General features: G+C 62.2%; 20 protein-coding genes. 11 read left to right on the top strand and 9 right to left on the bottom strand.

Going from position 1 to position 20,465, the window contains the following annotated elements:
• Positions 1 to 6 precede the first annotated feature (6 nt).
• Positions 7 to 1,539, bottom strand: coding sequence for an acyl-CoA carboxylase subunit beta (locus MesoLj_RS23585; RefSeq protein WP_056568004.1), 1,533 nt, complete (start codon positions 1,537 to 1,539; stop codon positions 7 to 9).
• 411 nt (positions 1,540 to 1,950) lie between these two features.
• On the opposite strand from MesoLj_RS23585, the gene MesoLj_RS23580 reads away from it, so the two are divergent.
• Positions 1,951 to 3,375 carry a DEAD/DEAH box helicase gene (locus MesoLj_RS23580; protein ID WP_202322779.1) on the top strand — a complete coding sequence of 475 codons (1,425 nt, stop codon included), beginning with the start codon at positions 1,951 to 1,953 and terminating at the stop codon, positions 3,373 to 3,375.
• A gap of 108 nt (positions 3,376 to 3,483) precedes the next feature.
• Here the strand turns inward: MesoLj_RS23580 and MesoLj_RS23575 are convergent, their stop codons facing one another.
• Entirely contained in the window at positions 3,484 to 4,458 is a 975-nt protein-coding gene (locus MesoLj_RS23575) for an alpha/beta hydrolase (protein WP_202322778.1), read from the bottom strand.
• Positions 4,459 to 4,551: 93 nt separating this feature from the next.
• Positions 4,552 to 5,373 carry an SDR family oxidoreductase gene (locus tag MesoLj_RS23570; RefSeq protein ID WP_202322777.1) on the bottom strand — a complete coding sequence of 274 codons (822 nt, stop codon included), beginning with the start codon at positions 5,371 to 5,373 and terminating at the stop codon, positions 4,552 to 4,554.
• A 227-nt stretch (positions 5,374 to 5,600) separates the two neighbouring features.
• Here MesoLj_RS23570 and MesoLj_RS23565 point away from each other — a divergent pair, with 227 nt between their 5' ends.
• From MesoLj_RS23565 to MesoLj_RS23540, 6 genes are all read left to right on the top strand, one after another.
• A complete protein-coding gene (locus MesoLj_RS23565; RefSeq protein WP_202322776.1) occupies positions 5,601 to 6,635 on the top strand; it encodes a cysteine synthase A in 1,035 nt (344 codons plus the stop codon).
• The gene (locus MesoLj_RS23560; protein ID WP_202322775.1) at positions 6,635 to 7,378 is read left to right on the top strand and encodes an alanyl-tRNA editing protein; all 744 of its coding nucleotides are present in this window, start codon (positions 6,635 to 6,637) and stop codon (positions 7,376 to 7,378) included. Before MesoLj_RS23565 ends, MesoLj_RS23560 begins: the two co-directional genes overlap by 1 nt.
• A 40-nt stretch (positions 7,379 to 7,418) precedes the next feature.
• Complete coding sequence (gene sseA, locus MesoLj_RS23555; protein ID WP_202322774.1) at positions 7,419 to 8,300, top strand: 3-mercaptopyruvate sulfurtransferase; 882 nt, start codon at positions 7,419 to 7,421, stop codon at positions 8,298 to 8,300.
• Between the two features lie 5 nt (positions 8,301 to 8,305).
• Positions 8,306 to 8,869, top strand: coding sequence for a GNAT family N-acetyltransferase (locus MesoLj_RS23550; protein ID WP_140773977.1), 564 nt, complete (start codon positions 8,306 to 8,308; stop codon positions 8,867 to 8,869).
• 99 nt (positions 8,870 to 8,968) lie between these two features.
• On the top strand, positions 8,969 to 9,526 hold the full coding sequence (locus MesoLj_RS23545; RefSeq protein ID WP_140773890.1) for an OmpA family protein: 558 nt from the start codon (positions 8,969 to 8,971) through the stop codon (positions 9,524 to 9,526).
• Positions 9,527 to 9,706: 180 nt separating this feature from the next.
• Entirely contained in the window at positions 9,707 to 10,174 is a 468-nt protein-coding gene (locus MesoLj_RS23540) for a DUF1203 domain-containing protein (protein ID WP_140773976.1), read from the top strand.
• Positions 10,175 to 10,404: 230 nt separating this feature from the next.
• On the opposite strand, the gene MesoLj_RS23535 is transcribed toward MesoLj_RS23540, so the two are convergent.
• Together MesoLj_RS23535 and ald are read right to left on the bottom strand one after the other, a co-directional pair.
• Complete coding sequence (locus MesoLj_RS23535; protein WP_202327437.1) at positions 10,405 to 11,679, bottom strand: outer membrane protein; 1,275 nt, start codon at positions 11,677 to 11,679, stop codon at positions 10,405 to 10,407.
• A 208-nt stretch (positions 11,680 to 11,887) separates the two neighbouring features.
• The gene (ald, locus tag MesoLj_RS23530; protein ID WP_140773889.1) at positions 11,888 to 13,003 is read right to left on the bottom strand and encodes an alanine dehydrogenase; all 1,116 of its coding nucleotides are present in this window, start codon (positions 13,001 to 13,003) and stop codon (positions 11,888 to 11,890) included.
• A 157-nt stretch (positions 13,004 to 13,160) separates the two neighbouring features.
• On the opposite strand from ald, the gene MesoLj_RS23525 reads away from it, so the two are divergent.
• Positions 13,161 to 13,634: an Lrp/AsnC family transcriptional regulator gene (locus MesoLj_RS23525; RefSeq protein ID WP_010909317.1), complete on the top strand. Its 474-nt coding sequence runs from the start codon at positions 13,161 to 13,163 to the stop codon at positions 13,632 to 13,634.
• Positions 13,635 to 13,874: 240 nt separating this feature from the next.
• Here MesoLj_RS23525 and MesoLj_RS23520 read toward each other — a convergent pair whose 3' ends face one another.
• Positions 13,875 to 14,531, bottom strand: a complete 657-nt coding sequence (locus MesoLj_RS23520) for a 5-formyltetrahydrofolate cyclo-ligase (RefSeq protein WP_202322773.1) — start codon at positions 14,529 to 14,531, stop codon at positions 13,875 to 13,877.
• A gap of 164 nt (positions 14,532 to 14,695) precedes the next feature.
• On the opposite strand from MesoLj_RS23520, the gene MesoLj_RS23515 reads away from it, so the two are divergent.
• Together MesoLj_RS23515 and MesoLj_RS23510 are read left to right on the top strand one after the other, a co-directional pair.
• Positions 14,696 to 15,961, top strand: a complete 1,266-nt coding sequence (locus tag MesoLj_RS23515; protein ID WP_202322772.1) for an NAD(P)/FAD-dependent oxidoreductase — start codon at positions 14,696 to 14,698, stop codon at positions 15,959 to 15,961.
• A 147-nt stretch (positions 15,962 to 16,108) separates the two neighbouring features.
• Complete coding sequence (locus MesoLj_RS23510) at positions 16,109 to 18,088, top strand: bifunctional 2',3'-cyclic-nucleotide 2'-phosphodiesterase/3'-nucleotidase (RefSeq protein ID WP_202322771.1); 1,980 nt, start codon at positions 16,109 to 16,111, stop codon at positions 18,086 to 18,088.
• Between the two features lie 148 nt (positions 18,089 to 18,236).
• Here the strand turns inward: MesoLj_RS23510 and MesoLj_RS23505 are convergent, their stop codons facing one another.
• The 3 genes from MesoLj_RS23505 to MesoLj_RS23495 form a co-directional block, all read right to left on the bottom strand.
• Entirely contained in the window at positions 18,237 to 18,542 is a 306-nt protein-coding gene (locus MesoLj_RS23505) for a hypothetical protein (protein WP_202322770.1), read from the bottom strand.
• 186 nt (positions 18,543 to 18,728) lie between these two features.
• Entirely contained in the window at positions 18,729 to 19,985 is a 1,257-nt protein-coding gene (locus MesoLj_RS23500) for an SAM-dependent methyltransferase (RefSeq protein ID WP_202322769.1), read from the bottom strand.
• Position 19,986: 1 nt separating this feature from the next.
• Entirely contained in the window at positions 19,987 to 20,184 is a 198-nt protein-coding gene (locus MesoLj_RS23495) for a DUF1365 domain-containing protein (RefSeq protein WP_244735563.1), read from the bottom strand.
• Positions 20,185 to 20,323: 139 nt separating this feature from the next.
• On the opposite strand from MesoLj_RS23495, the gene MesoLj_RS36660 reads away from it, so the two are divergent.
• A complete protein-coding gene (locus MesoLj_RS36660) occupies positions 20,324 to 20,458 on the top strand; it encodes a hypothetical protein (protein ID WP_274534552.1) in 135 nt (44 codons plus the stop codon).
• The last annotated feature ends 7 nt before the right edge of the window (positions 20,459 to 20,465 follow it).

The raw sequence follows: 20,465 nt of genomic DNA, 5'->3' as shown, positions 1-20,465 counted from the left end.
GACGCTTCAGAGCGGGATGTTGTCATGCTTCTTCCAGGGGTTCTGCATGTCCTTGTTGCGCAGCATCCGCAGCGCCCGGGCGATACGGCGGCGGGTCGAGTGCGGCATGATCACCTCGTCGACATAACCGCGCTCTGCGGCGACGAAGGGCGACAGGAAGCGATCCTCGTAAGTCTTTGTATGGGCTGCGATCTTTTCAGCGTCGCCAATGTCCTTGCGGTAGATGATTTCCACCGCGCCCCTGGCGCCCATGACAGCGATCTGCGCCGTCGGCCAGGCATAGTTCATGTCGCCGCGCAGATGTTTTGAGGCCATCACGTCATAGGCACCGCCATAGGCCTTTCGGGTGATGACGGTGATCTTCGGCACGGTCGCCTCGGCATAGGCGAAAAGCAGCTTGGCGCCGTGCTTGATCAGCCCGCCATACTCCTGCGCGGTACCCGGCAGGAAGCCTGGAACGTCGACGAAGGTGACGATCGGGATCGAAAAACAATCGCAGAAGCGCACGAAGCGCGCCGCCTTGCGGCTGGCGTCGGAATCGAGCACGCCGGCCAGCACCATCGGCTGGTTGGCGACGAAGCCGACCGTGCGGCCCTCGACACGGCCGAAACCGGTGACGATGTTCTTGGCGAAATTCTGCTGGATCTCGAAGAAGTCGCCCTCGTCGGCGACCTTCAGGATCAGTTCCTTGATGTCGTAGGGCTTGTTGGCGTTGTCGGGGATCAGGCGGTCAAGCGACAGGTCGTGGTCGGTCACCGACTGGTAGCATTCGATCTCGGGAATCTCCGACGTGTTCGAAGCAGGCAGGAGATCGACCAGCCGGCGCATCTGCAGCAGCGCCTCGACATCATTGTCATAGGCGCCGTCGGCGATCGAGGATTTCGTCGTGTGGACCGAGGCGCCGCCAAGGCTTTCCGCCGTCACCGTTTCGTTAGTGACGGTCTTCACCACATCCGGCCCGGTGACGAACATGTAGGAGGTGTCGCGCACCATGAAGATGAAGTCGGTCATCGCAGGCGAATAGACGTCGCCGCCGGCGCACGGGCCCATGATCACGGAAATCTGCGGAATGACGCCGGAGGCCAGCACATTGCGCTGAAAAATCTCGGCATAGCCGCCGAGCGCCGCCACACCTTCCTGGATGCGCGCGCCGCCGGCATCGTAGAGCCCGATGATCGGCGCGCGGTTGCGCAGCGCCATCTCCTGCACCTTGATGACCTTTTCGGCATGGGCTTCCGACAGCGAGCCGCCGAACACGGTGAAATCCTTGGCGAAGAGGTAGACCGGGCGGCCGTTGACCGTGCCCCAGCCGGTGACGACGCCGTCGCCAGCGATCTTGGTCTTTTCCATGCCGAAATCGGTCGAGCGATGCTCGACATACATGTCGAACTCCTCGAACGAACCCTCGTCGAGAAACACCTCGATGCGTTCGCGTGCGGTCAGCTTGCCCTTCTTGTGCTGGGCGTCGATGCGGGCCTGGCCACCGCCCATGCGGGCGATCTCGCGCCGGCGCTCGAGTTCCTTCAGCACGTCCTTCATCACTTGGTCTCCAGAAACGGAAAGCTGCGTTTGTGGTAATGATGCCCGCTGGGGAGCGCAAGCGTCGGCTTTGGCCGGTTTTTGCTGCGCTGCAACATGGCGCCCCTTGCATTCCGGGGCGAACTCAGCCATATGCAGCCCATAGGCGCTTGGGCCGGGAGATTCCGGCCTTCTCGACAAATGAGACTGGTTGCGTCTGTTTTCCCTCTTTCCGGTATATCGGCCCTCTTTCCGGTACATCATAAAGTGGTGAAAAAGCCCCGTGGCATGATGCCTGCGGGCACGACAGCGCAGCCGAGTGGACGATACCGTCCGCCCGCCTTGTCGTTTCATATCCAATTTTTCGACGGCAGGTTGCGCCCTGCCGCCATCGACGTTTGCGGCCAAGAAGCCGCGTGAAAGAAGATTATTTTGACCAACGAAAACACATTGCCCGGCAACGTCACCGCGGAACTCTCCGGTTTCGCGGCGCTGGGAATCACCGGTGCGCTGCTCAAGGCCACCCACAATGCCGGCTTCGCCGAACCGAAGCCGATCCAGGTGCAGGCCATCCCGCCGCAGCTGGAAGGCCGTGACATTTTCGGCATCGCGCAGACGGGTTCCGGCAAGACCGCTGCGTTCGCGCTGCCGATCCTGTCGAAGATCATCGCGCTCGGCACCAAGCGGCGCGCCAAGACGACGCGTGCGCTGATCCTGGCGCCGACCCGCGAACTCGCGGTGCAGATCGAGGACACCATCAAGATCCTCGCAAAAGGCCAGCATGTCTCCACCGCACTGGTGCTGGGCGGCGTCTCGCGCTTCAGCCAGGTGAAGAAGGTTGCTCCCGGCGTCGACATCCTCATTGCCACGCCGGGCCGGTTGACCGACCTGGTGCGCGAGGGCGACCTCATCCTCTCCGATACCAAATGGCTGGTGCTGGACGAGGGCGACCGCATGCTCGACATGGGCTTCATCAACGACGTCAAGCGCATCGCCAAGGCGACCGCGCCTGACCGCCAGACGGCGCTGTTCTCGGCCACCATGCCGGACGAGATCGCCGAACTGGCCAAGGGCCTGTTGAAGAACCCGGTTCGCATCGAAGTCTCGCCGCAAAGCACGGCGGCGGCCGAGATCGTGCAGGGCGTCGTTTTCGCCCGCACCAAGCAGAAGCGCCAGGTGCTGTCGACCATGCTCGCCGACGAGGCGATGAAGTCCGTCATCATCTTTTCGCGCACCAAGCATGGCGCCGACCGGGTGACCAAGGACCTCGAGCGCGACGGCTTCAAGGCCGCCGTCATCCATGGCAACAAGTCGCAGAATGCCCGTCAGAAGGCGCTGAACGATTTTCGTGATGGATCGGTGCGCATTCTGGTCGCGACCGACATCGCCGCGCGCGGCATCGACGTGCCCGGCATCAGCCATGTCGTGAATTTCGACCTGCCCGACGAGGCCGAAAGCTACGTCCACCGCATCGGCCGTACCGGCCGCAACGGCATGGACGGCATTGCGATCACGCTTTGCGATCCTTCGGAAAACAGCAAGCTGCGCCAGGTCGAGCGCATCATCCGCACCAAGTTGCCGATCGTTGCCGACCATCTCGGCAGCCCCGATCCGCAGCGCAATCCGGCTGAAAAGAACGAGCGCTTCGAGCCCGCCAATGATCGCAACGACCGCAATGGCCGTCGCGACGGCAGGCGGCCGGGCGGCGAGAAGAAGCCGAACCAAGGCTTCGGGAAGAAGCGCTTCGGCGACAAGCCGGCATTTGCCGGCGAGCGCAAGCCGGAAGGCGCGAAACCCTTCAAGGGCAACAACAAGCGCCGCTTCGGCGGCAAGCGGCCGGCAGCGCGGGCTGCCTGATCACGCTTCGCGGCAGTCGGCCAACCTTGGTGGTTGGCTGGTTGCCTGACTGATAGATAAGAGGGCGGTTGAAGCGATGCTTCGGCCGCCCTCCTTGTTTTCGGAACCTTACTTCGCCACCGCCTCGACCCAGACGGTAATCCGTTGCGCCAGGAAAGCCGTGGTCGATGGCGACAGCACGTCGCCGGCGATGACATGGTTGTCCGGGTCGCCGGTGTCGTCGACCGGCACCAGTTCGTGCGGCGCGCCCCAGCGGCCGGCGATTTCGCGGGTGCGGTCAGGCCGCACCACCCTGTCCGAATCCGAGAAGATGAACAGGGCAGGGATATCGGCTTTCTCCACCGGCGCTCCATAGGCGAGTTCGGTCAGCGCCTGCATCGGCAATGTCGCGGCAACCGGATATTTGGTGGTCCAGAATTTTTCGTGCAGCGCGTTGCGCGGCACGAAACTACGTTCCTTGCCGATGACGAGTTCGGCAATCTGCTTGCCCCACGGCATGGTCAGGATCTCGGCGCCTGACGCCTTCACGCCGAAATTGGGCGAGATGAATGCAATGGCCGCCACGCCATCCGACGCGCCGGGCTGTGTTGCCGCCCACGCCGCCAGCGAGCCGCCGGTCGAGGTCGAGATGACGATCACCTTGTCGCCGATCGCCCGGCCGATGGCGAGCGCCTCTTCATAGTCGTTGATCCAGGCATTGACGCTGCCCTGCGTCATCGCCGCGCCGTCCTGCCCGTGACCGGTAAGGCGGGTGTAGAAGAGGTTGGCGTCGAGCTGGTCGGCCACCTCGTCGGGCAGGGGGCGGACTTCGCCTTTGGAAGCGGAAAAGCCGTGGATATAGACGATCGACAGCGGCGTCCTGGCATGCACCATCGGGTTGGCCCAGACGATCTCCTTCTCCAGCCCGTCGCGGATACCGGGCACGGCGGCTTCCACCTTGGCCACATAGGCCTGCGGATCGTCGCCGATGGCGGAAGGATCAAAGCGGATCGTGGTGTCGACGGGAACGCGTGGGCCAAGAACGAAAGCCAGAGCAAGGACGGCGATCAGGCCCAGCACAGCAAGCACGATCCGTCGCCCCATCGCAGACTCCACGCAACAACAACAAACCTATGGTGGTGGCCGCAAACAGGCAACGGCCGTTCCCGCAGCCACGCCACCAATCCTGTGGGCATCCTATTTGTTGGGCGGTTTGCGCTCGTAATGCAGCGGCCGTGCTTTCCAGCTGGTCGTCAGACTGATCACCGATCGGGTGATCGGTCTGGGCAGCAGGCTGAGAAACTTCAGCGGCCAGCTGGTGCGGTACGGAAAGGTGACTTCGAAGCCACCGGATTTGATTGCCTTCACCATGCGGCGCGTGGCCCGGCTGACCGGCATCAGGCCCGGCATCGGCAGCATGTTCTTTTCAGTCAGCGGCGTGTCGACAAAACCGGGGTTTATCACCTGGACGCGGATGTTCATCTTGTCGAAATCGTACTTCAGCGACTCTGCCAGGATGTTGATCGCCGCTTTAGTGCCGCCATAGGCAGCGGTGGTTGGCCAGCCGAAATAGGCGGTGACCGATCCCACCAGCACGACATGGCCGCGTGATCGCACGCGCATATGCTCCACGACCGGCACCAGCCCGTTGATGATGCCGAAATAATTGACCTCGAAGGACTTGCGAAAGTCCTTGACGACGAGAGCCTCTCCGGGCGTGGAGATGTAGTTTCCGGCATTGAAGACGGCGAGCACGATCGGGCCGAGCTCGTTCTCGATCGCGGCGACCGTTCTTGCCATGCGCGGTTCGTCGGTCACGTCGCAGGGAAAAGCGGTGACGCTGCCCGGCATCTGCGCGGTCTCGACAATGAGCGTATCGATCGGATCGTCGTCCAGTGCGGTTACCGCCACCGCGTAGCCCTGGGACGCCAGATCCCTGGCCAGCGAGCGGCCAATGCCGCTGCTGCCGCCCGTGACCCAGGCGACGCCGTGTTTCGGATCGGCCCGATAGAGTGTCATGCTGCGCCCTGCCGAGTTTGTTGGTGCTTTGCTCTAGCGGTCAGGAAATCGAATGAAAAGAGTGCTTCTCGACGTCGGGTGCAAATGAACTGTGCGATACCGAGCCCGGCCTCGGGAACGCCAATGCAACGCAATGCTGGAAATGCGACTGGACCAGGCGAATTCTTGCCTTGAAACCGCAGCGTCGGGTTTCTAGGGTTTCGGCGCACGCACACAAGGAATCCTGAATGCCCCGTTCTGTGATCGACGCGATCGGCAACACGCCTCTGATCCGCCTCAACAAGGCTTCTGAAGAAACCGGCTGCGAGATCCTGGGCAAGGCCGAGTTCATGAATCCGGGCCAATCGGTCAAGGATCGCGCCGGCCTGTTCATCATTCGTGACGCTGAACAGCGCGGCTTGTTGAAGCCGGGCGGTGTCATCGTCGAGGGGACGGCCGGCAATACCGGCATCGGCCTGACGCTGGTCGCCAAGGCGCTGGGGTATCGCACCGTCATCGTCATCCCGGACACGCAGAGCCAGGAAAAGAAGGATACGATCCGGTTACTCGGCGCCGAGCTGATCGAGGTGCCGGCCGTGCCCTACAGGAACCCCAACAATTATGTGAAACTGTCAGGGCGGCTGGCCGAGCAGATGGCCAGAAGCGAGCCGAACGGCGCCATATGGGCCAACCAGTTCGACAACGTCGCCAACCGCGACGGCCATATCCGGACCACGGCGGAGGAAATCTGGAGCCAGACCGGCGGCAAGGTCGATGGTTTCGTCTCGGCGGTGGGATCCGGTGGAACGCTTGCCGGCGTTGCCTTCGGGCTGAAGGCCAAGAGCAAGGATGTGAAGATCGCGCTCGCTGATCCACTGGGTGCCGCACTTTACAGTTTCTACACCAGCGGCGAATTGAAGTCGGAGGGCAGCTCGATCACCGAGGGCATCGGGCAGGGGCGCATCACCGCCAATCTCGAAGGGTTCACGCCGGACTTCTCTTTCCAGATCAAGGACGAGGACGCATTGCCGATCGTCTTCGATCTCATTCAGGAAGAAGGTCTTTGCGTCGGCGGCTCGACAGGCATCAACATTGCCGGCGCGATCAGGCTGGCCCGGGAATTGGGCCCCGGCCATACCATCGTGACCATTCTTTGCGACTACGGCACACGCTATCAGTCGAAGCTGTTCAACCCGGAATTCCTGCGCGAGAAGAACCTTCCCGTGCCAGGCTGGATGGAACTGCAGAGCAAGATTTCGGTGCCGTTCGAAAAGGTCTCGTGATGGCGCACAAAACGGAAGCGCTGTTTCGCGACGATGCCTACCTGCGCACGGCGGATGCGACGGTTGTTGCCGTCAATGATCGTGGTGGCATCATTCTCGATCGGACGATCTTCTACGCCACCTCGGGTGGACAGCCGGGAGACACCGGCTATCTCGAACGCGCCGACGGCAGCCGCATCGCCATTGCCGCCACCATCACGGGTGAGACCAAGGACGAGATCATCCATGTGCCGGCGCCCGAGCAGGCCATCCTGGCGGCTGGCGAGAAGGTCAAACTCGCCATCGACTGGGAACGCCGGCACCTGTTGATGCGCATGCACGCGGCCTGTCACCTGCTCACAGTCGTTTGCCCGTTCCCGATCACGGGTGCAGCGGTTTCCGAGGACGACAGCCGTGTCGATTTCGACATTCCGGACGCCAGTTTCAGCAAGGAAGAGGTGACCGCGAGCCTGATGGATCTGGTGCGAGCCGATCATCCGATTTTCACCAGGCTGATCAGCGACGAGGAACTCGCCGCGAACCCTGGCCTGGTGAAGTCCAAGAACGTCCGGCCGCCGGTCGGCACCGGCAGGATCCGCCTGGTCTGCATCGGTGAGAATGGCACGGTCGACAGCCAGCCCTGCGGCGGCACGCATGTGAAAAGCACCGGCGAAATCGGCGAAATCCACATAGGCAAGATCGAGAAGAAAGGCCGTGAGAACCGGCGCTTCCGCATCCGCTTCGGCCCGATGCCGGCCGCCTGACACGCAACCCTTTGCCTTACCCGGGATAGAGAGAACCAAAATGGCCGAAGACAGTCCTTTTATCGTCGATGCGGACTGGCTGCAGGGACGCCTGGGCGAGCCCGGCCTGACAATCGTGGACGCATCCTGGTACTTGCCGGCGCAGAAGCGCGACGCGCGTGCCGAGTATCAATCAGCCCACATCCCCGGCGCCCGCTTCCTGGACCAGGATGCGGTTTCGGATCCTGACGCTGCCTTGCCGCATACGCTGCCGTCGCCGCAGCATTTTGCGCAATATGTCGGAGCGATGGGCGTCTCGGCCGACGACACCATCGTCATCTATGACGGTCCGGGGTTCTTCTCGGCACCCCGGGCATGGTGGATGTTCCGCATCATGGGTGTTTTCCAGGTCTACGTTCTCGACGGCGGGTTCGACGGCTGGAAAGCGGCCGGCCGGCCGGTAACGGCCGAGCCGACGAAGATCGCGCCAAGCGTGTTCCATGCCGATTTCGACGCCGGCCGCGTCGCCAGCCTGGCCGACATGCGCCGGATCGTCGAGACCGGCGCCAGCCAGATTGCCGATGCCCGCGGACCAGGCCGCTTCACCGGTGCCGAGCCCGAACCCCGTGCCGGCATCCGTTCAGGCCATATGCCGGGCGCGCGCAATGTGCCGTATTCCGCACTGTCGGAGAATGGTTCGCTGCTGTCGAAGGACCGTTTGCGCAAGGTGATCGAGGACGCCGGCATTGACCTGTCGAAGCCCATCGTCACATCTTGCGGCTCCGGCGTCACCGCGGCGGTGATTACGCTCGCCCTGGAGACGCTTGGCCACACCGACAACAGGCTCTATGACGGCTCATGGACCGAGTGGGGCGGGCTCTCCGACACGCCTGTGGCAACTGGCCTCGCGAAGACCGGCCCAGCGAAAACTGGCAAGGAATGAACGCGATGGAAAACGGCGTGCTGCAGGACATTGAAGTCACGGTGACTTTTCTCGAAATGCATGCCCCTCCTGCCGTCTCGCCGCCAGTGCCCTACAACCGCCAGGTCGCGCTTTTGAAGACCAGGGACATTCCCTTGCATTTTTATCGCTACCTGATGGACCGGGTGGGGCGCAAATGGCACTGGGTGAATGTTCTCAGGCTGAATGACGATGAACTTTCGGCCGGCATCCACCGTGAGGATCGCGACATCAGGGTGCTTTATCTCGACGGCGCGCCGGCGGGTTTCTTCGACATCAAGCCGCATTTGCCGGAGGAAGTCGAACTTGCCTATTTCGGCATGATGGAACATGCCACCGGGCAGGGCCTCGGCCGCTGGTTCCTGGGTTCGGCGATTGCGGCCGCGTGGTCATATGGGCCGAAACGGGTGACGGTGCAGACCTGTACGCTTGACCATCCGGCGGCACTCCCACTTTACCAGAAGCTCGGTTTCAGGCCGGTCGCGCAGAAGAAGGAGGTCGTGCACCCGCTGCCTTTCGCCGAGCGTTCGGCCAGCGTCATGCGGCCGTGACACCAGCGGGAATCTGAACCTTTCATTCATCGGCGCTTCAGCCTGCCTCTGGCATGTTGCCCGCATCATCAATGCGGCAGATGCCGAAGGAGAAAAGATATGCTGACACGCCGTACACTGGCCGCCGCGCTGATCGCTGCGATTGCCATGCCGAGCCTTGCCGCCGCGCAAGCGACGACGCCTTCCGCCGCGACGATCGAGCGCAAGCTCGAGGCGGCGCCCCGGGTGAAGCTGCGGCCGAACGAGCGCGTCACCATTCGCGAATTCAAGCGCCGGCCGGATCTGCGCCGCATGGCGCGCTCGATCGACATCCAGTCGATCAATTTCGCCTTCGGCTCGGCGGCCATTTCCAGTTCGCAATACGACAAGATCGAGACCATCGCCAATGCGCTTCGGCGCATCCTGCGCCGCGATCCCGGTGCGCGCGTGCTGATCGAGGGGCATACCGATGCGGTCGGATCCTTTCAGTCGAACCAGATCCTGTCCGAGCAGCGCGCCGCCTCGCTGAAGCGCACGCTGGTGCGTGAATTCGGCGTACCGGGCTATGCCCTGGAAACCGTCGGCTACGGCGAGGAGTTCCTGCTCGTGCCAACGCAGAACGAAAACTGGCAGAATCGCAGGGTGACTCTGCGGCGCTTCGACGATTTCATCCGCTGATTCGGGGTTTCGCTGCTTTATCTGGCCGGCTTATTTCATAGATCGGGTGCGATCACGCTGCTTGGTATGAGGGGATCGATCGCCGACATCGGATCGGTCCCCTCGATCCTTGGCAAGAATCGGGTGGGACGCATCGGCCAGAGCCGATAATTTCCGGTCGACGAGCCGGAGATCTCCATGATGACCATTCAGTTCAAGGCGCTACCCACCGAACATGTCAGAGCCCTGCAGCGCGGTGGACCCGATGCTTACGGCCACACGCCAGAGCGGAACATCTCCGACGGCGATGGCATGCCTTGCCGGCACTGTCTCAAGAATATCGCAGCCGGCGACGCCTATCTTGTCCTGGCTTTCCGTCCATTCCCGGATCTTCAACCCTATGCCGAGACCGGCCCGATCTTCCTGCATGCCGAAGAATGCGAGAGCGCGGCCGAGACAGATGCGCTACCTGAAATCCTCGAAAGTCCGGACTATATCGTGCGCGGCTATGGCAGGGACGACCGTATCGTCTACGGCAGCGGCGGCGTCATCCCAACCAACGCGATAGCCGCCCGGGCCAAAGCCTTGTTCGAGCGCGATGATATCGCCTATGTCCACGTTCGTTCGGCGCGCAACAATTGCTATCAGTGTCGCATCGAACGGGCCTGAGCCGCGAGAATTGTCGCCAGGAATTCTGTCGTACTCCCGTCGCATAGATACGATAAAAAGCGATTGTCGATCGATTGGCCGACCGCGGATGAACCGGCGGCAATCTCGATATCGAGGAAGCGGGGCTTTGGCTCCGCTTTTTTGTTGCCGTTCAGCACGAAAGTCTTCAACGCAAAGAAAAAAGCCCGCCGGCTGGGCCGACGGGCTGCAACTATTGCCTGGAGGGCCTTTTAGTTGAACTTGTACTTCAAGCCCAGACGCACGGTCTGGAACGAAGGGGTATCTTCCAAGATGCCGTCGGAGCCGAAATCTTCCTTCGCATACTGCGAATAGCGGTATTCGAGGCCAACGGTCATGTTGTTGGAAACGGCCGTTTCAAGACCACCGCCAACCGAGAAACCACTGGAACCCCAGTCGTAGATATCGCCGCTGGGGCCGCCAGGTGCGGATGCATGCAGATTGAAGTGCTGCCAGCTATAGCCGCCGATCACATAGGCGAGCGTCGACTCGTTGACCTTGGCGCCGACTCGGGCGAGCGCATCGAATCCATAGTCGGCGTCACCCTTGATCGATCCGCCGAAAATATCGAGCTTGGTCCGGATGCCTGAGTAGCGACCGTCAAGCTGGACACCGGCGACCCAGGTGCCGAAATCATGGTCGTAGCCAACGCTGCCTTCACCGAAGACACCTTCGCCCCCGATGCCGTTCAGCTCAAGTGCGCCGCCGAGCGTCAGATCATGCACCATTGTGCCGGCGCCAAGTGCGCCACCAACATAGAAGCCGGTCCAGTTGTAGGCCGGAGCTGCGAAAGAAGCGCCGCTGCCATTCTGAGCGCCAAAGCGATAGTTGGCAGCGATATGGAACGTGTGCGTTGACGGCTCGACGTTCAGCGAGTCGCCGCCGACATCAAGAACCGACTTGTCGCCGTAGTCGGCATAACGATATTCGGTCTTGAGCGTCCAGTTGCCGCGCAGCACGGTTTCCATACCGACGCCAAGAACATAGCCGCCGCGGTTCTCGGTGAATTCGAGCCCATCGGCGTCTCCAGACCCGTCCAGCTTGAAATGCTGCCAGCTGTAGCCGCCGAGCACATAGCCGAGCGTGCTCGGATTGAGGAGATAGCCGGCGCGCAGGCCGACGTCGAAGCCGTAGGAATTCGTGAGGTCGATATCGGCACCCGGAACGCTCAGCGAAGGGCCGATATTGCCGTAGTTGGCATCGATGAAACCGCCGAGCAGGAAACGCTCGTTGACCATGTAATCATAGCCGGCGGTCAGTTCGCCGAACACGCCATTCCCACCGATGCCGTTGAAGCTTGTATCCGGAGCGCTGACCTTGTGCACGGTCGCGCCAAAGCCGCCGCCGATGCCGATATAAGCACCGCTCCAGTTGAAACCGCTTGCCTCGACCGGCTGTACGACGTCTGCCGCATGGGCCGCGGACATCAAAGCCACGACAGAAACAGCACCGAGGAGAAAAGATTTCGCGGAAACGCGAGTAAGCATAGCCCGTACCCCTAATAATAAACCCGAGCTGTTCCTAACAGGGAGTCGGTCAATTTGGGTATGACAAAAATGCAACAGTTTCGAGCAACCTGCCTCTGCAGCTGACAGCGATCTGCCGGGTAACCAGGCTGTCGGCCAAGATAGGCAGCAAAAGCCCGCCGGAGAGAACCGGCGGGCAACAATCGTAAGTTGACTTTTTCTGGGTGTATTACGCGGCCAGAACGGCTTTCGGCTCAGCCAGTTCGTAGCCGAGCGCCTCAGCGACCGCCCGGTTGGTGATCTTGCCCTTGTGGACGTTGAGGCCGTTGCGCAGATGATGGTCGTCGACCAGCGCCTTCAGGCCCTTGTCGGCGAGTTGCAGGCCATAGTGCAGCGTCGCGTTGTTCAACGCATGGGCCGAGGTGACCGGCACGGCACCTGGCATGTTGGCGACGCAATAATGGATAACGCCGTCGACCTCGTAAGTGGGCTCGGCGTGAGTCGTCGCATGCGAGGTTTCGAAGCAGCCACCCTGGTCGATGGCGACGTCGACCAGCACGGAGCCCTTCTTCATGCCGGACAGCATTTCGCGGGTGACCAGCTTGGGTGCCGCGGCACCCGGGATCAGCACGGCGCCGACGACGATGTCGGCTGAGAAGCATTCTTCCTCGAGCGCCTCGACGGTGGAGTAGCGGGTGTGCACACGGCCGGCGAAAAGGTCGTCGAGCTGGCGCAGGCGCGGGATCGAGCGGTCGATGATGGTGACGTCGGCGCCAAGACCCGCAGCCATGCGGGCGGCATGCAGGCCGACGACGCCGCCGCCGAGCACGGTGACCTTGCCGGGAAGCACGCCGGGCACGCCGCCGAGCAGCACGCCACGGCCGCCATTGGCCTTCTGCAGCGCCGTGGCGCCGGCCTGGATCGACAGGCGGCCGGCGACTTCCGACATCGGCGCCAGCAGCGGCAGGCCGCCACGATCATCGGTCACGGTTTCGTAGGCGATCGCGGTCACGCCCGAAGCGAGCAGGCCCTTGGTCTGCTCCGGATCCGGAGCCAGGTGCAGATAGGTGTACAGGATCTGGCCGTCGCGCAGCTGCGCCCACTCATTGGGCTGCGGCTCCTTGACCTTGACGATCATGTCCGACTTGGCGAACACGTCGGCGGCGGTCTTGGCGATGGTGGCGCCGGCGGCGCGATAGGCGTTGTCATCGGCGCCAATGCCGGCACCGGCACCGGCCTCGACCAGCACTTCGTGGCCGTGCGCCACATATTCGCGGACCGAGCCGGGCGTGAGGCCGACACGGTATTCGTGGTTCTTGATTTCCTTGGGGCAGCCGACGCGCATTGTCTTCTCCTGATCCGGGCCCTTTTGGGCTCACTCCCTGTATCGCCTGAGTGAACCACGAATCGGCGCGCAAGTGTTTGCGAATGCGCTTGCGCGGACAGGCAGGTTTCGATAATTGTTGCGAAAAATGGCCAGATGTTCGCAGGATTCACGAAAAATGCCGCTCGACAGGATCGATATCGCCATTCTCGAGACATTGCAGAAGGATGGCAGGATACCCAATGCGGCGCTCGCCGAGAAGGTTGGCCTGTCGCAGTCGGCCTGTTCGCGCCGGCTCGACAATCTGGAAAAATCCGGCACCATTCGCGGCTACCACGCCCGGCTTTCCAATGCGGCACTCGGTCATCAGATGACGGCGATCGTGCATATATCGCTATCGGGCCAGTTCGAGAAGACGCTGTCGGATTTCGAGGCGGCGATCAAGCGTTGCCCCAACGTGCTGTCCTGCCACCTGATGTCGGGCGAATACGATTACATCCTGCGCATCGCGGCAAAGGACCTTGTCGACTATGAGCGCATCCACAAGGAATGGCTGTCGGCCATGCCGCATGTCACCAAGATCAACTCGTCCTTTGCCTTGCGTGAAATCGTCGACCGCACCGCCATGGGCATGAAGCCGGAAATGGCTTGAACTCGAAACGGCTGGCCGCTTCGTCATCCGCGGGCGGAGCAAGGAGCGAAGCGACGCGGCGCAGACCCCTGGAACTGCTCGGCAGCCCAAGGGATCCATGCCGGGATTCCGGAGCGTTACTACGGTGCGGAATTCTGCTCTGCTGCACCCTCGATGGAGGTCACGGAATGGATCCCAGGGTCTCCGTGACGCCGCTACGCGGCTGCTTCGCCCGGGGATGACGAAATCGGGAGCCTCGGCCTAGCTCCTTGCTTCCGTGACAATCCGATCCATCGGAATGTCGTGCGGCTGCGGATAGATGGTCGCGATGCGCTGCAGTTCGTAGCCGACGCCGATGACCAGCGGCTTGAACGGCATGGCGGCCAGCGTGCGGTCGAAGAAGCCGCCGCCATAGCCCAGCCGATAGTTTGCCGGATCGATGCCGACGATCGGCGAGATGACGATGTCCGGCAGGACCGGATCGCCCTCGGCCGGGATCGGGATGTTCCAGACGCCTTTTTCCAGCCGGTCGCCTGGTTTGTAGGCGCGGAAGATCAGCGGTTGCGCTTTCTCCACGACGATGGGCAGCGCTGTGCGGCCACCTTGTTCATTGATCGCCGCCATCCACGGCCGCAGGTCCGGTTCGCCGCGAAACGGCCAATAGAGGCTGACCATACGGCCGGCGATATCGCCGATGATCGCGTCGAGCCCTTCGGCGATGCGCTGAGACATTGCCGTTCGCGCGTCGGCCGAAACTGCGAGCCGCGCTGCAATCAGCCGTTCGCGCTCGGCCTTGCGCCAACGTCTCACATCGGTCCAGTCGGACAGCGGCGCCTGGAATGCCGGATCGAGTTCATGCATGAAACAGGGCGGCGAGGCATATTGCGCCGGACCCTGGTCGTCATGATCGTTAGCCATGCGTCACCTCATCGCGTGTTCGATGACGCTATACCTCGCGACACGATACATCTTGTGTATTCACGACATGGGACGACGAGTCCCGGGCACCGCCCTTCTGTTGCTGCAACGCACAAAAATACCTACATCTAGCGCAGGCGATCTTGCCGTCAGGGGTGAACGAGATGACCGGACCCAGCCACCATGTCGTCGTTGTCGGCGCGGGTTTCGGCGGCCTCGAATTCACCCGTGCGCTCGCCGGCGCACCGGTGCGCATCACCATGATCGACAAACGCAACCATCATCTTTTTCAACCGCTGCTCTACCAGGTTGCCACGACCGCGCTGGCAACCTCCGAGGTTGCGTGGCCGATCCGCCATCTTCTGCGCAAGCGCAAGGACGTGACGACGCTGCTGGCCAATGTCACCGGCGTCGACCGTGCCGGCAAACGCGTGCTGCTTGATGACGGCAGCGCGGTCGCCTACGACACGCTGGTGCTGGCCACCGGCGCGCGACATGCCTATTTCGGCCATGACGAATGGGAGCCTTTTGCGCCGGGTTTGAAGACGCTGGAGGACGCCACCACCATTCGGCGGCGCATTCTCTTGGCCTTCGAGCAGGCCGAGCGCGAAACCGATCCCGCCAAGCTCCAGGCGCTGCTGACGATTGCCATCGTTGGTGGGGGACCGACCGGCGTGGAACTGGCCGGGACCATCGCCGAACTGGCGCACGAGACGCTGCGTGGCGAATTCCGCAATATCGATACGCGGCAAACGCGCGTGGTGCTGATCGAGGCCGGCGACCGCATCCTTGCCAATTTCGCGCCGAAACTCTCCGGTTACGCCAGCAAGGCGTTGGAACGTCTTGGCGTGACGGTTGAGCTCGGCCGTGCCGTCACGCGCTGCGACGCCGAGGGTGTTGTGTTTGGCGACAAGCAATTGGCAGCCCGGACGATCCTGTGGGCGGCCGGCGTTGCCGCTTCACCCGCCGCCGAATGGTTGGGCGCGAAGGCGGACCGCGCGGGCAGGGTGCTCGTCGAGCCTGACCTCAGCGTGCCCGGCAGCCCGGAAATTTTTGTCATTGGCGATGCCGCCCTTGTGCTGAAGCCAGATGGACGGCCGGTACCTGGCGTGGCGCCCTCCGCCAAGCAGGAGGGCCGACATGTCGCGGCTACCATCAAGGCCAGGCTTGGCGGCGATATGACGGCACGTCCTTTCCATTACAAGCACGCCGGCGATCTGGCGACGATCGGCAAGCGCGCGGCCGCGATCGATTTCGGCTGGATCAAGCTCACGGGCTGGCTCGCCTGGTGGCTGTGGGGCATTGCGCACATCTACTTCCTGATCGGTTTTCGCAACCGGCTTGCGGTTTCCCTGAGCTGGCTATGGATCTACGTCACAGGCCAGCGCAGCGCCCGGCTGATCACCCAGGGCGACGACGACAAGACCTGACTTTCCTTCACTGTTCCATTCATCCGCGCGTCATCTCCAGCTGATGGACTGATGTCCGCATGCGCGCGACTTCTTGAGTGGACTCGAGCCTATTTCGGCGCGAAGTTCCGCTCCGGGGCAGGGCGTCAGCTAGTCGAAGGAGAAAACATGTCGCAACTGCTCCATCCCGTCTCCCGCCGCGGTTTTCTCGCCGGCGCCGCAGCCTCAGGGGCGCTGATCGTGCTTCATCCCTTCTCCGCCCGCGCTCAAGCTAACCAGGCGCATCTTCGGATCATGGAAACCACCGACATCCATGTGAACGTGCTGCCCTATGATTATTACGCCGACAAAGCCAACGACACGATGGGCCTGTCGCGCACTGCGTCCCTGATCGACGCGGTGCGCAAGGAAGCCGTCAACTCGATGCTGATCGACAATGGCGACCTGCTGCAGGGAAACCCGATGGGCGACTACATCGCCTACGAGAAAGGCCTCAAGGACGGCGACCTGCATCCGATCATGAAAGGCATGAACCTGCTCGGCTACGAATGCTCGACGCTCGGCAACCACGAGTTCAATTACGGCCTGTCCTTCCTGGACAAGGTGCTGGCTGGCGCCAATTTCCCCTTCGTCTGCGCCAATCTGATCCGCGGCACCGAGCTTGCCGCCAACCCGCGTGACGACAAGCTCTACCTCAAGCCCTATGTGATCCTCGACAAGAAGATCAAGGACGGTTCGGGCGCCGAACAGCCGATCAGGATCGGCATCATCGGTTTCGTGCCGCCGCAGATCATGGTCTGGGACCTCAAGAATCTCGAAGGCAACGTCAAGACGCGCGACATCGTCGAGGCGGCCAAGGCCTGGGTGCCGCAGATGAAGGAAGAGGGCGCCGACATCGTCATCGCGCTCTCGCATTCCGGCATCGATGTGAAGCAGGGCGACATGATGGAGAACGCTTCCTTCTTCGTCGCCGGCGTCGATGGCGTCGATGCCGTGTTTACCGGTCACCAGCATCTGGTGTTCCCCGGCAAGAAGGATTTCCAGTTGCTCGAAGGCGTCGACACGCAAAAAGGCACCTTGCAGGGCAAGCCGGCCGTGATGGGCGGTTTCTGGGGCTCGCATATGGGTCTGATCGACCTGATGCTGGAGCGTGACGGATCGAAATGGAAGGTCGCGTCCGCGACCTCCGAGGCGCGGCCGATCTTCGAGCGCGTCGACAACAAGAACAAGCCGACTGTCCCCGACGACAAGCGCATCATCGCCGCCCTCGAGCAGGATCATCAGGCGACCCTGGCCTATGTGCGCCGTCCGGTCGGCAAGACCTCCGCGCCGCTCTATTCCTATTTCGCGCTGGTCGCCGACGATCCCTCGGTGCAGGTCGTCAGCCAGGCGCAGACCTGGTACTTGAAGAACATTCTCAAGAGCACGCAGTGGAAGGATGTGCCGCTGCTGTCGGCCGCCGCTCCCTTCAAGGCAGGCGGGCGCAACGGCGCCGACTACTATACCGACGTGCCGGCCGGCGACATCGCCATCAAAAACGTCGCCGACCTCTACCTCTACCCCAACACCGTGCGCGCCGTCGAAATCACTGGCACCCAGGTCAAGGAATGGCTGGAAATGTCGGCCGGCATCTTCAACAGGATCGAGGCAGGGAAGCCCGACCAGACGCTCATCAACACCGATTTCCCGTCCTACAATTTCGACGTCATCGATGGCGTCTCCTACAAGATCGATCTGTCGCAGCCGCCGAAATATGATGCCAAGGGCGGCGTGGCGAATGCCGGCGCCAATCGCATCGTCGACTTGATGTTCGACGGAAAACCAATTGATCCCAATCAGAAATTCGTCGTCGCGACCAACAATTACCGTGCCGGCGGCGGCGGTAATTTTCCTGACATCAACGCCTCCAAGATCATCTACGAGGCGCCGGACACCAACCGCGACGTCATCGTTCGCTACATTGTGAGCCAGGGCACGATCAACCCGTCGGCCGACGGCAACTGGTCGTTCGCATCGCTGCCGGGAACCAGCGTCGTGTTCGAGACAGGCGTCAAGGCAAAGGACTTCATCGCCGATGTGAAGTCGCTGAAGATCGAACCGGCGGGCGAGGGCGAAGCCGGTTTTGCGAAATACCGCATCCTGCTCTGATCCGGGTCGTCTAGAGCGGTTCGGCATTTCACGGAAAACGCCGAACCGCTCCATCTCCTCGATTGAAGGTAATTCCGGATCGTTTCACCGGTTCCGGAATTGGCCTTGTTTCCAGGGATTGCCCCGGCTGGTGCGCATAGCGCGGCCCTCAGTTTTCGGGCGTCAGCGGCAGTGCCGTCGCGGGGGCTTGCGGGCTGACTGGCTGCGTCGGCTCGAGCGACGTGCCAGTCGGGTCGCTGGGCACGGTCAAGGGCGTCATCCCGGCCGGAGCATGCACCTCGTGGATGGTCGAGGTCGGTGTGTTGTCGATGAGGTCGCCGACACCAGGTCTTATGGTTGGGCTGATGCTGACGCCCAGCGGATCGTTCATGACGGTCGGTGGGGTTATGCGCCGTGCATCGGCAGCGGATGCGGCGGCAAGCAGGATGGCAATGGCGGTAAGTGTTCGCTTCATGGAAGCCTCCTATGGTCAGAGGCGCTCGGCGTAATCTTGGCGCGGGGCGTCGGATGCTGAGAACGGCCGACGCGCGATCGCGGTTTCATCACGTCGCATCAAGACGCCGCGATTGGCGCTTTGACTTAACGCCACAAGTTCGACGGTCGGGGATGCTCACCAAAGGCGGGCCCCTGGCGTATCGACCTAGGCCTTGTAGACCACCTGGCGCACGTCGATGTAGCTGGCGCGGAAGCCGGCTTCGCAATAGTGCAGGTAGAACTCCCACAGCTTCTTGAAACGATCGTCGAAGCCGAGCGGTACGATCTTCTCCCACGACGCCCAGAAGCGGTGCCGCCATTCGGCGAGCGTGCGCGCATAGTCGTCGGGGAAAACGCGCTCACGCAGATGCGCAAGGCCATGATCCTTGCCGAGCGCCTTCAGGATTGACGGTGTCGGCAGCATGCCGCCGGGAAATACGTAGCGCTGGATGAAATCCGGCCTGGCGCGATAGGTGTCGTAAGCGGCTTCGTTGATGGTGATGATCTGCAGACCCGCGGTGCCGCCGGGTTTCAGGCAGGCTTTCATCTTCGAGAAGAACACCGGCCAGTATTTTTCGCCGACCGCCTCGAACATCTCGATAGACGCGATGCGGTCGTAAGTTCCTGTTTCGTCGCGGTAGTCCTGCAGCTTGATGTCGACCTTGTCGGCAAGCCCGGCCTTGGCGATGCGTGCCTTGGCGAAGTCGTGCTGTTCGCGGCTGATCGTCAGTCCCGTAACGCGGCAGCCGATTTCGCGTGCCGCGAATTCGGCAAAGCCGCCCCAGCCGCAGCCGATCTCCAGCACATGATCCTTTCCGCCGATACCCGTATCCCTGGCCAGTGCCCGATATTTGGCGGCCTGGGCGCTTTCAAGATCATTGGCTCCATTGGCGTAGAGCGCCGAGGAATAGGTCATGCTCGGGTCGAGCCACTCCTTGTAGAAGGCGTTGCCGAGATCGTAATGCGCCGAGATATTGCGCTTTGAACCGGTGTGCGTGTTCTCGTTGAACCAGTGGCGGATGCGCTGGACGGTGTTGATGAGCCAGCTGGCGCCGCCGGCGACGCGTTCGCCGATCACCGAGTTGACCACGAACAGTTCCAGGAAACTGGTCACGTCAGGGCTTTCCCAATCGCCGTCCATATAGGATTCGGCAACGCCGATCGTGCCGCCGGAAAAGGCGCGGCCTGGCAGGCGCCAGTTCTTCAGCACCAGTTCGGCATCGGGGCCGGGCGCCTTGCCGCCAACCAGAACGGCGCGGCCGTCCGGCATCCTGACCTTGAGAGAACCGCGCGGCAGGTTCATCGCCGCCGACAGCACCATGCGCGCCTTGGCCGGCAGGCCCTTGACGATCTCGGCGAAGTTGAACTCGTCGAGCCTGACCGCCTCGCTCAGCGCCGCGCCGTTATGTTCCCCATGTGCCATTTCACGCCCCTGGATTTCCGTGGTTCCGGCGCAAATTGCCGAGCCACGATTCTCTTGGATCATTCGCCAGGTTCGAACACCCTTGCCTGGCCCGGTAGCTCATGGGTTCGGCGCGAGGCGGGCTCGAACGAAAGCGCGCGCCTGTTGGCCAAAGCTTCAGCGCTTCCCAGCGAATGCCTGTCACAATCTTCCACGTCATGAGGGGGAACTTCAAGAGGCAGGCCATTGGCTGGGCTGTGCCAAGTGGCGATTGGTGTCTGCGCCCTTGCGTCGAGTTGCGGCTTCCCGAACCCAAAAACGTCTATGACCGCCGCCGCGCCTGTGCGATAGCTTTAGCCATGCGTTACGTAATCGTCATTGCCGCCGTCGCCTTCTTCCTGATCTGGGATGGCCTGTACAATCAGGGCCGGTATCTCGACATGTCGGTCAGGGAACTCTCCCATATCGTTCGGTACGTCACCGGCAAGGCCTGAACAGCCC

Source organism: Mesorhizobium sp. 113-3-9 (assembly GCF_016756515.1).
Classification (GTDB): domain Bacteria; phylum Pseudomonadota; class Alphaproteobacteria; order Rhizobiales; family Rhizobiaceae; genus Mesorhizobium.
The sequence above is the reverse complement of the archived record's forward strand: the minus strand, read 5'-3'. Positions and strand labels throughout refer to the sequence as shown.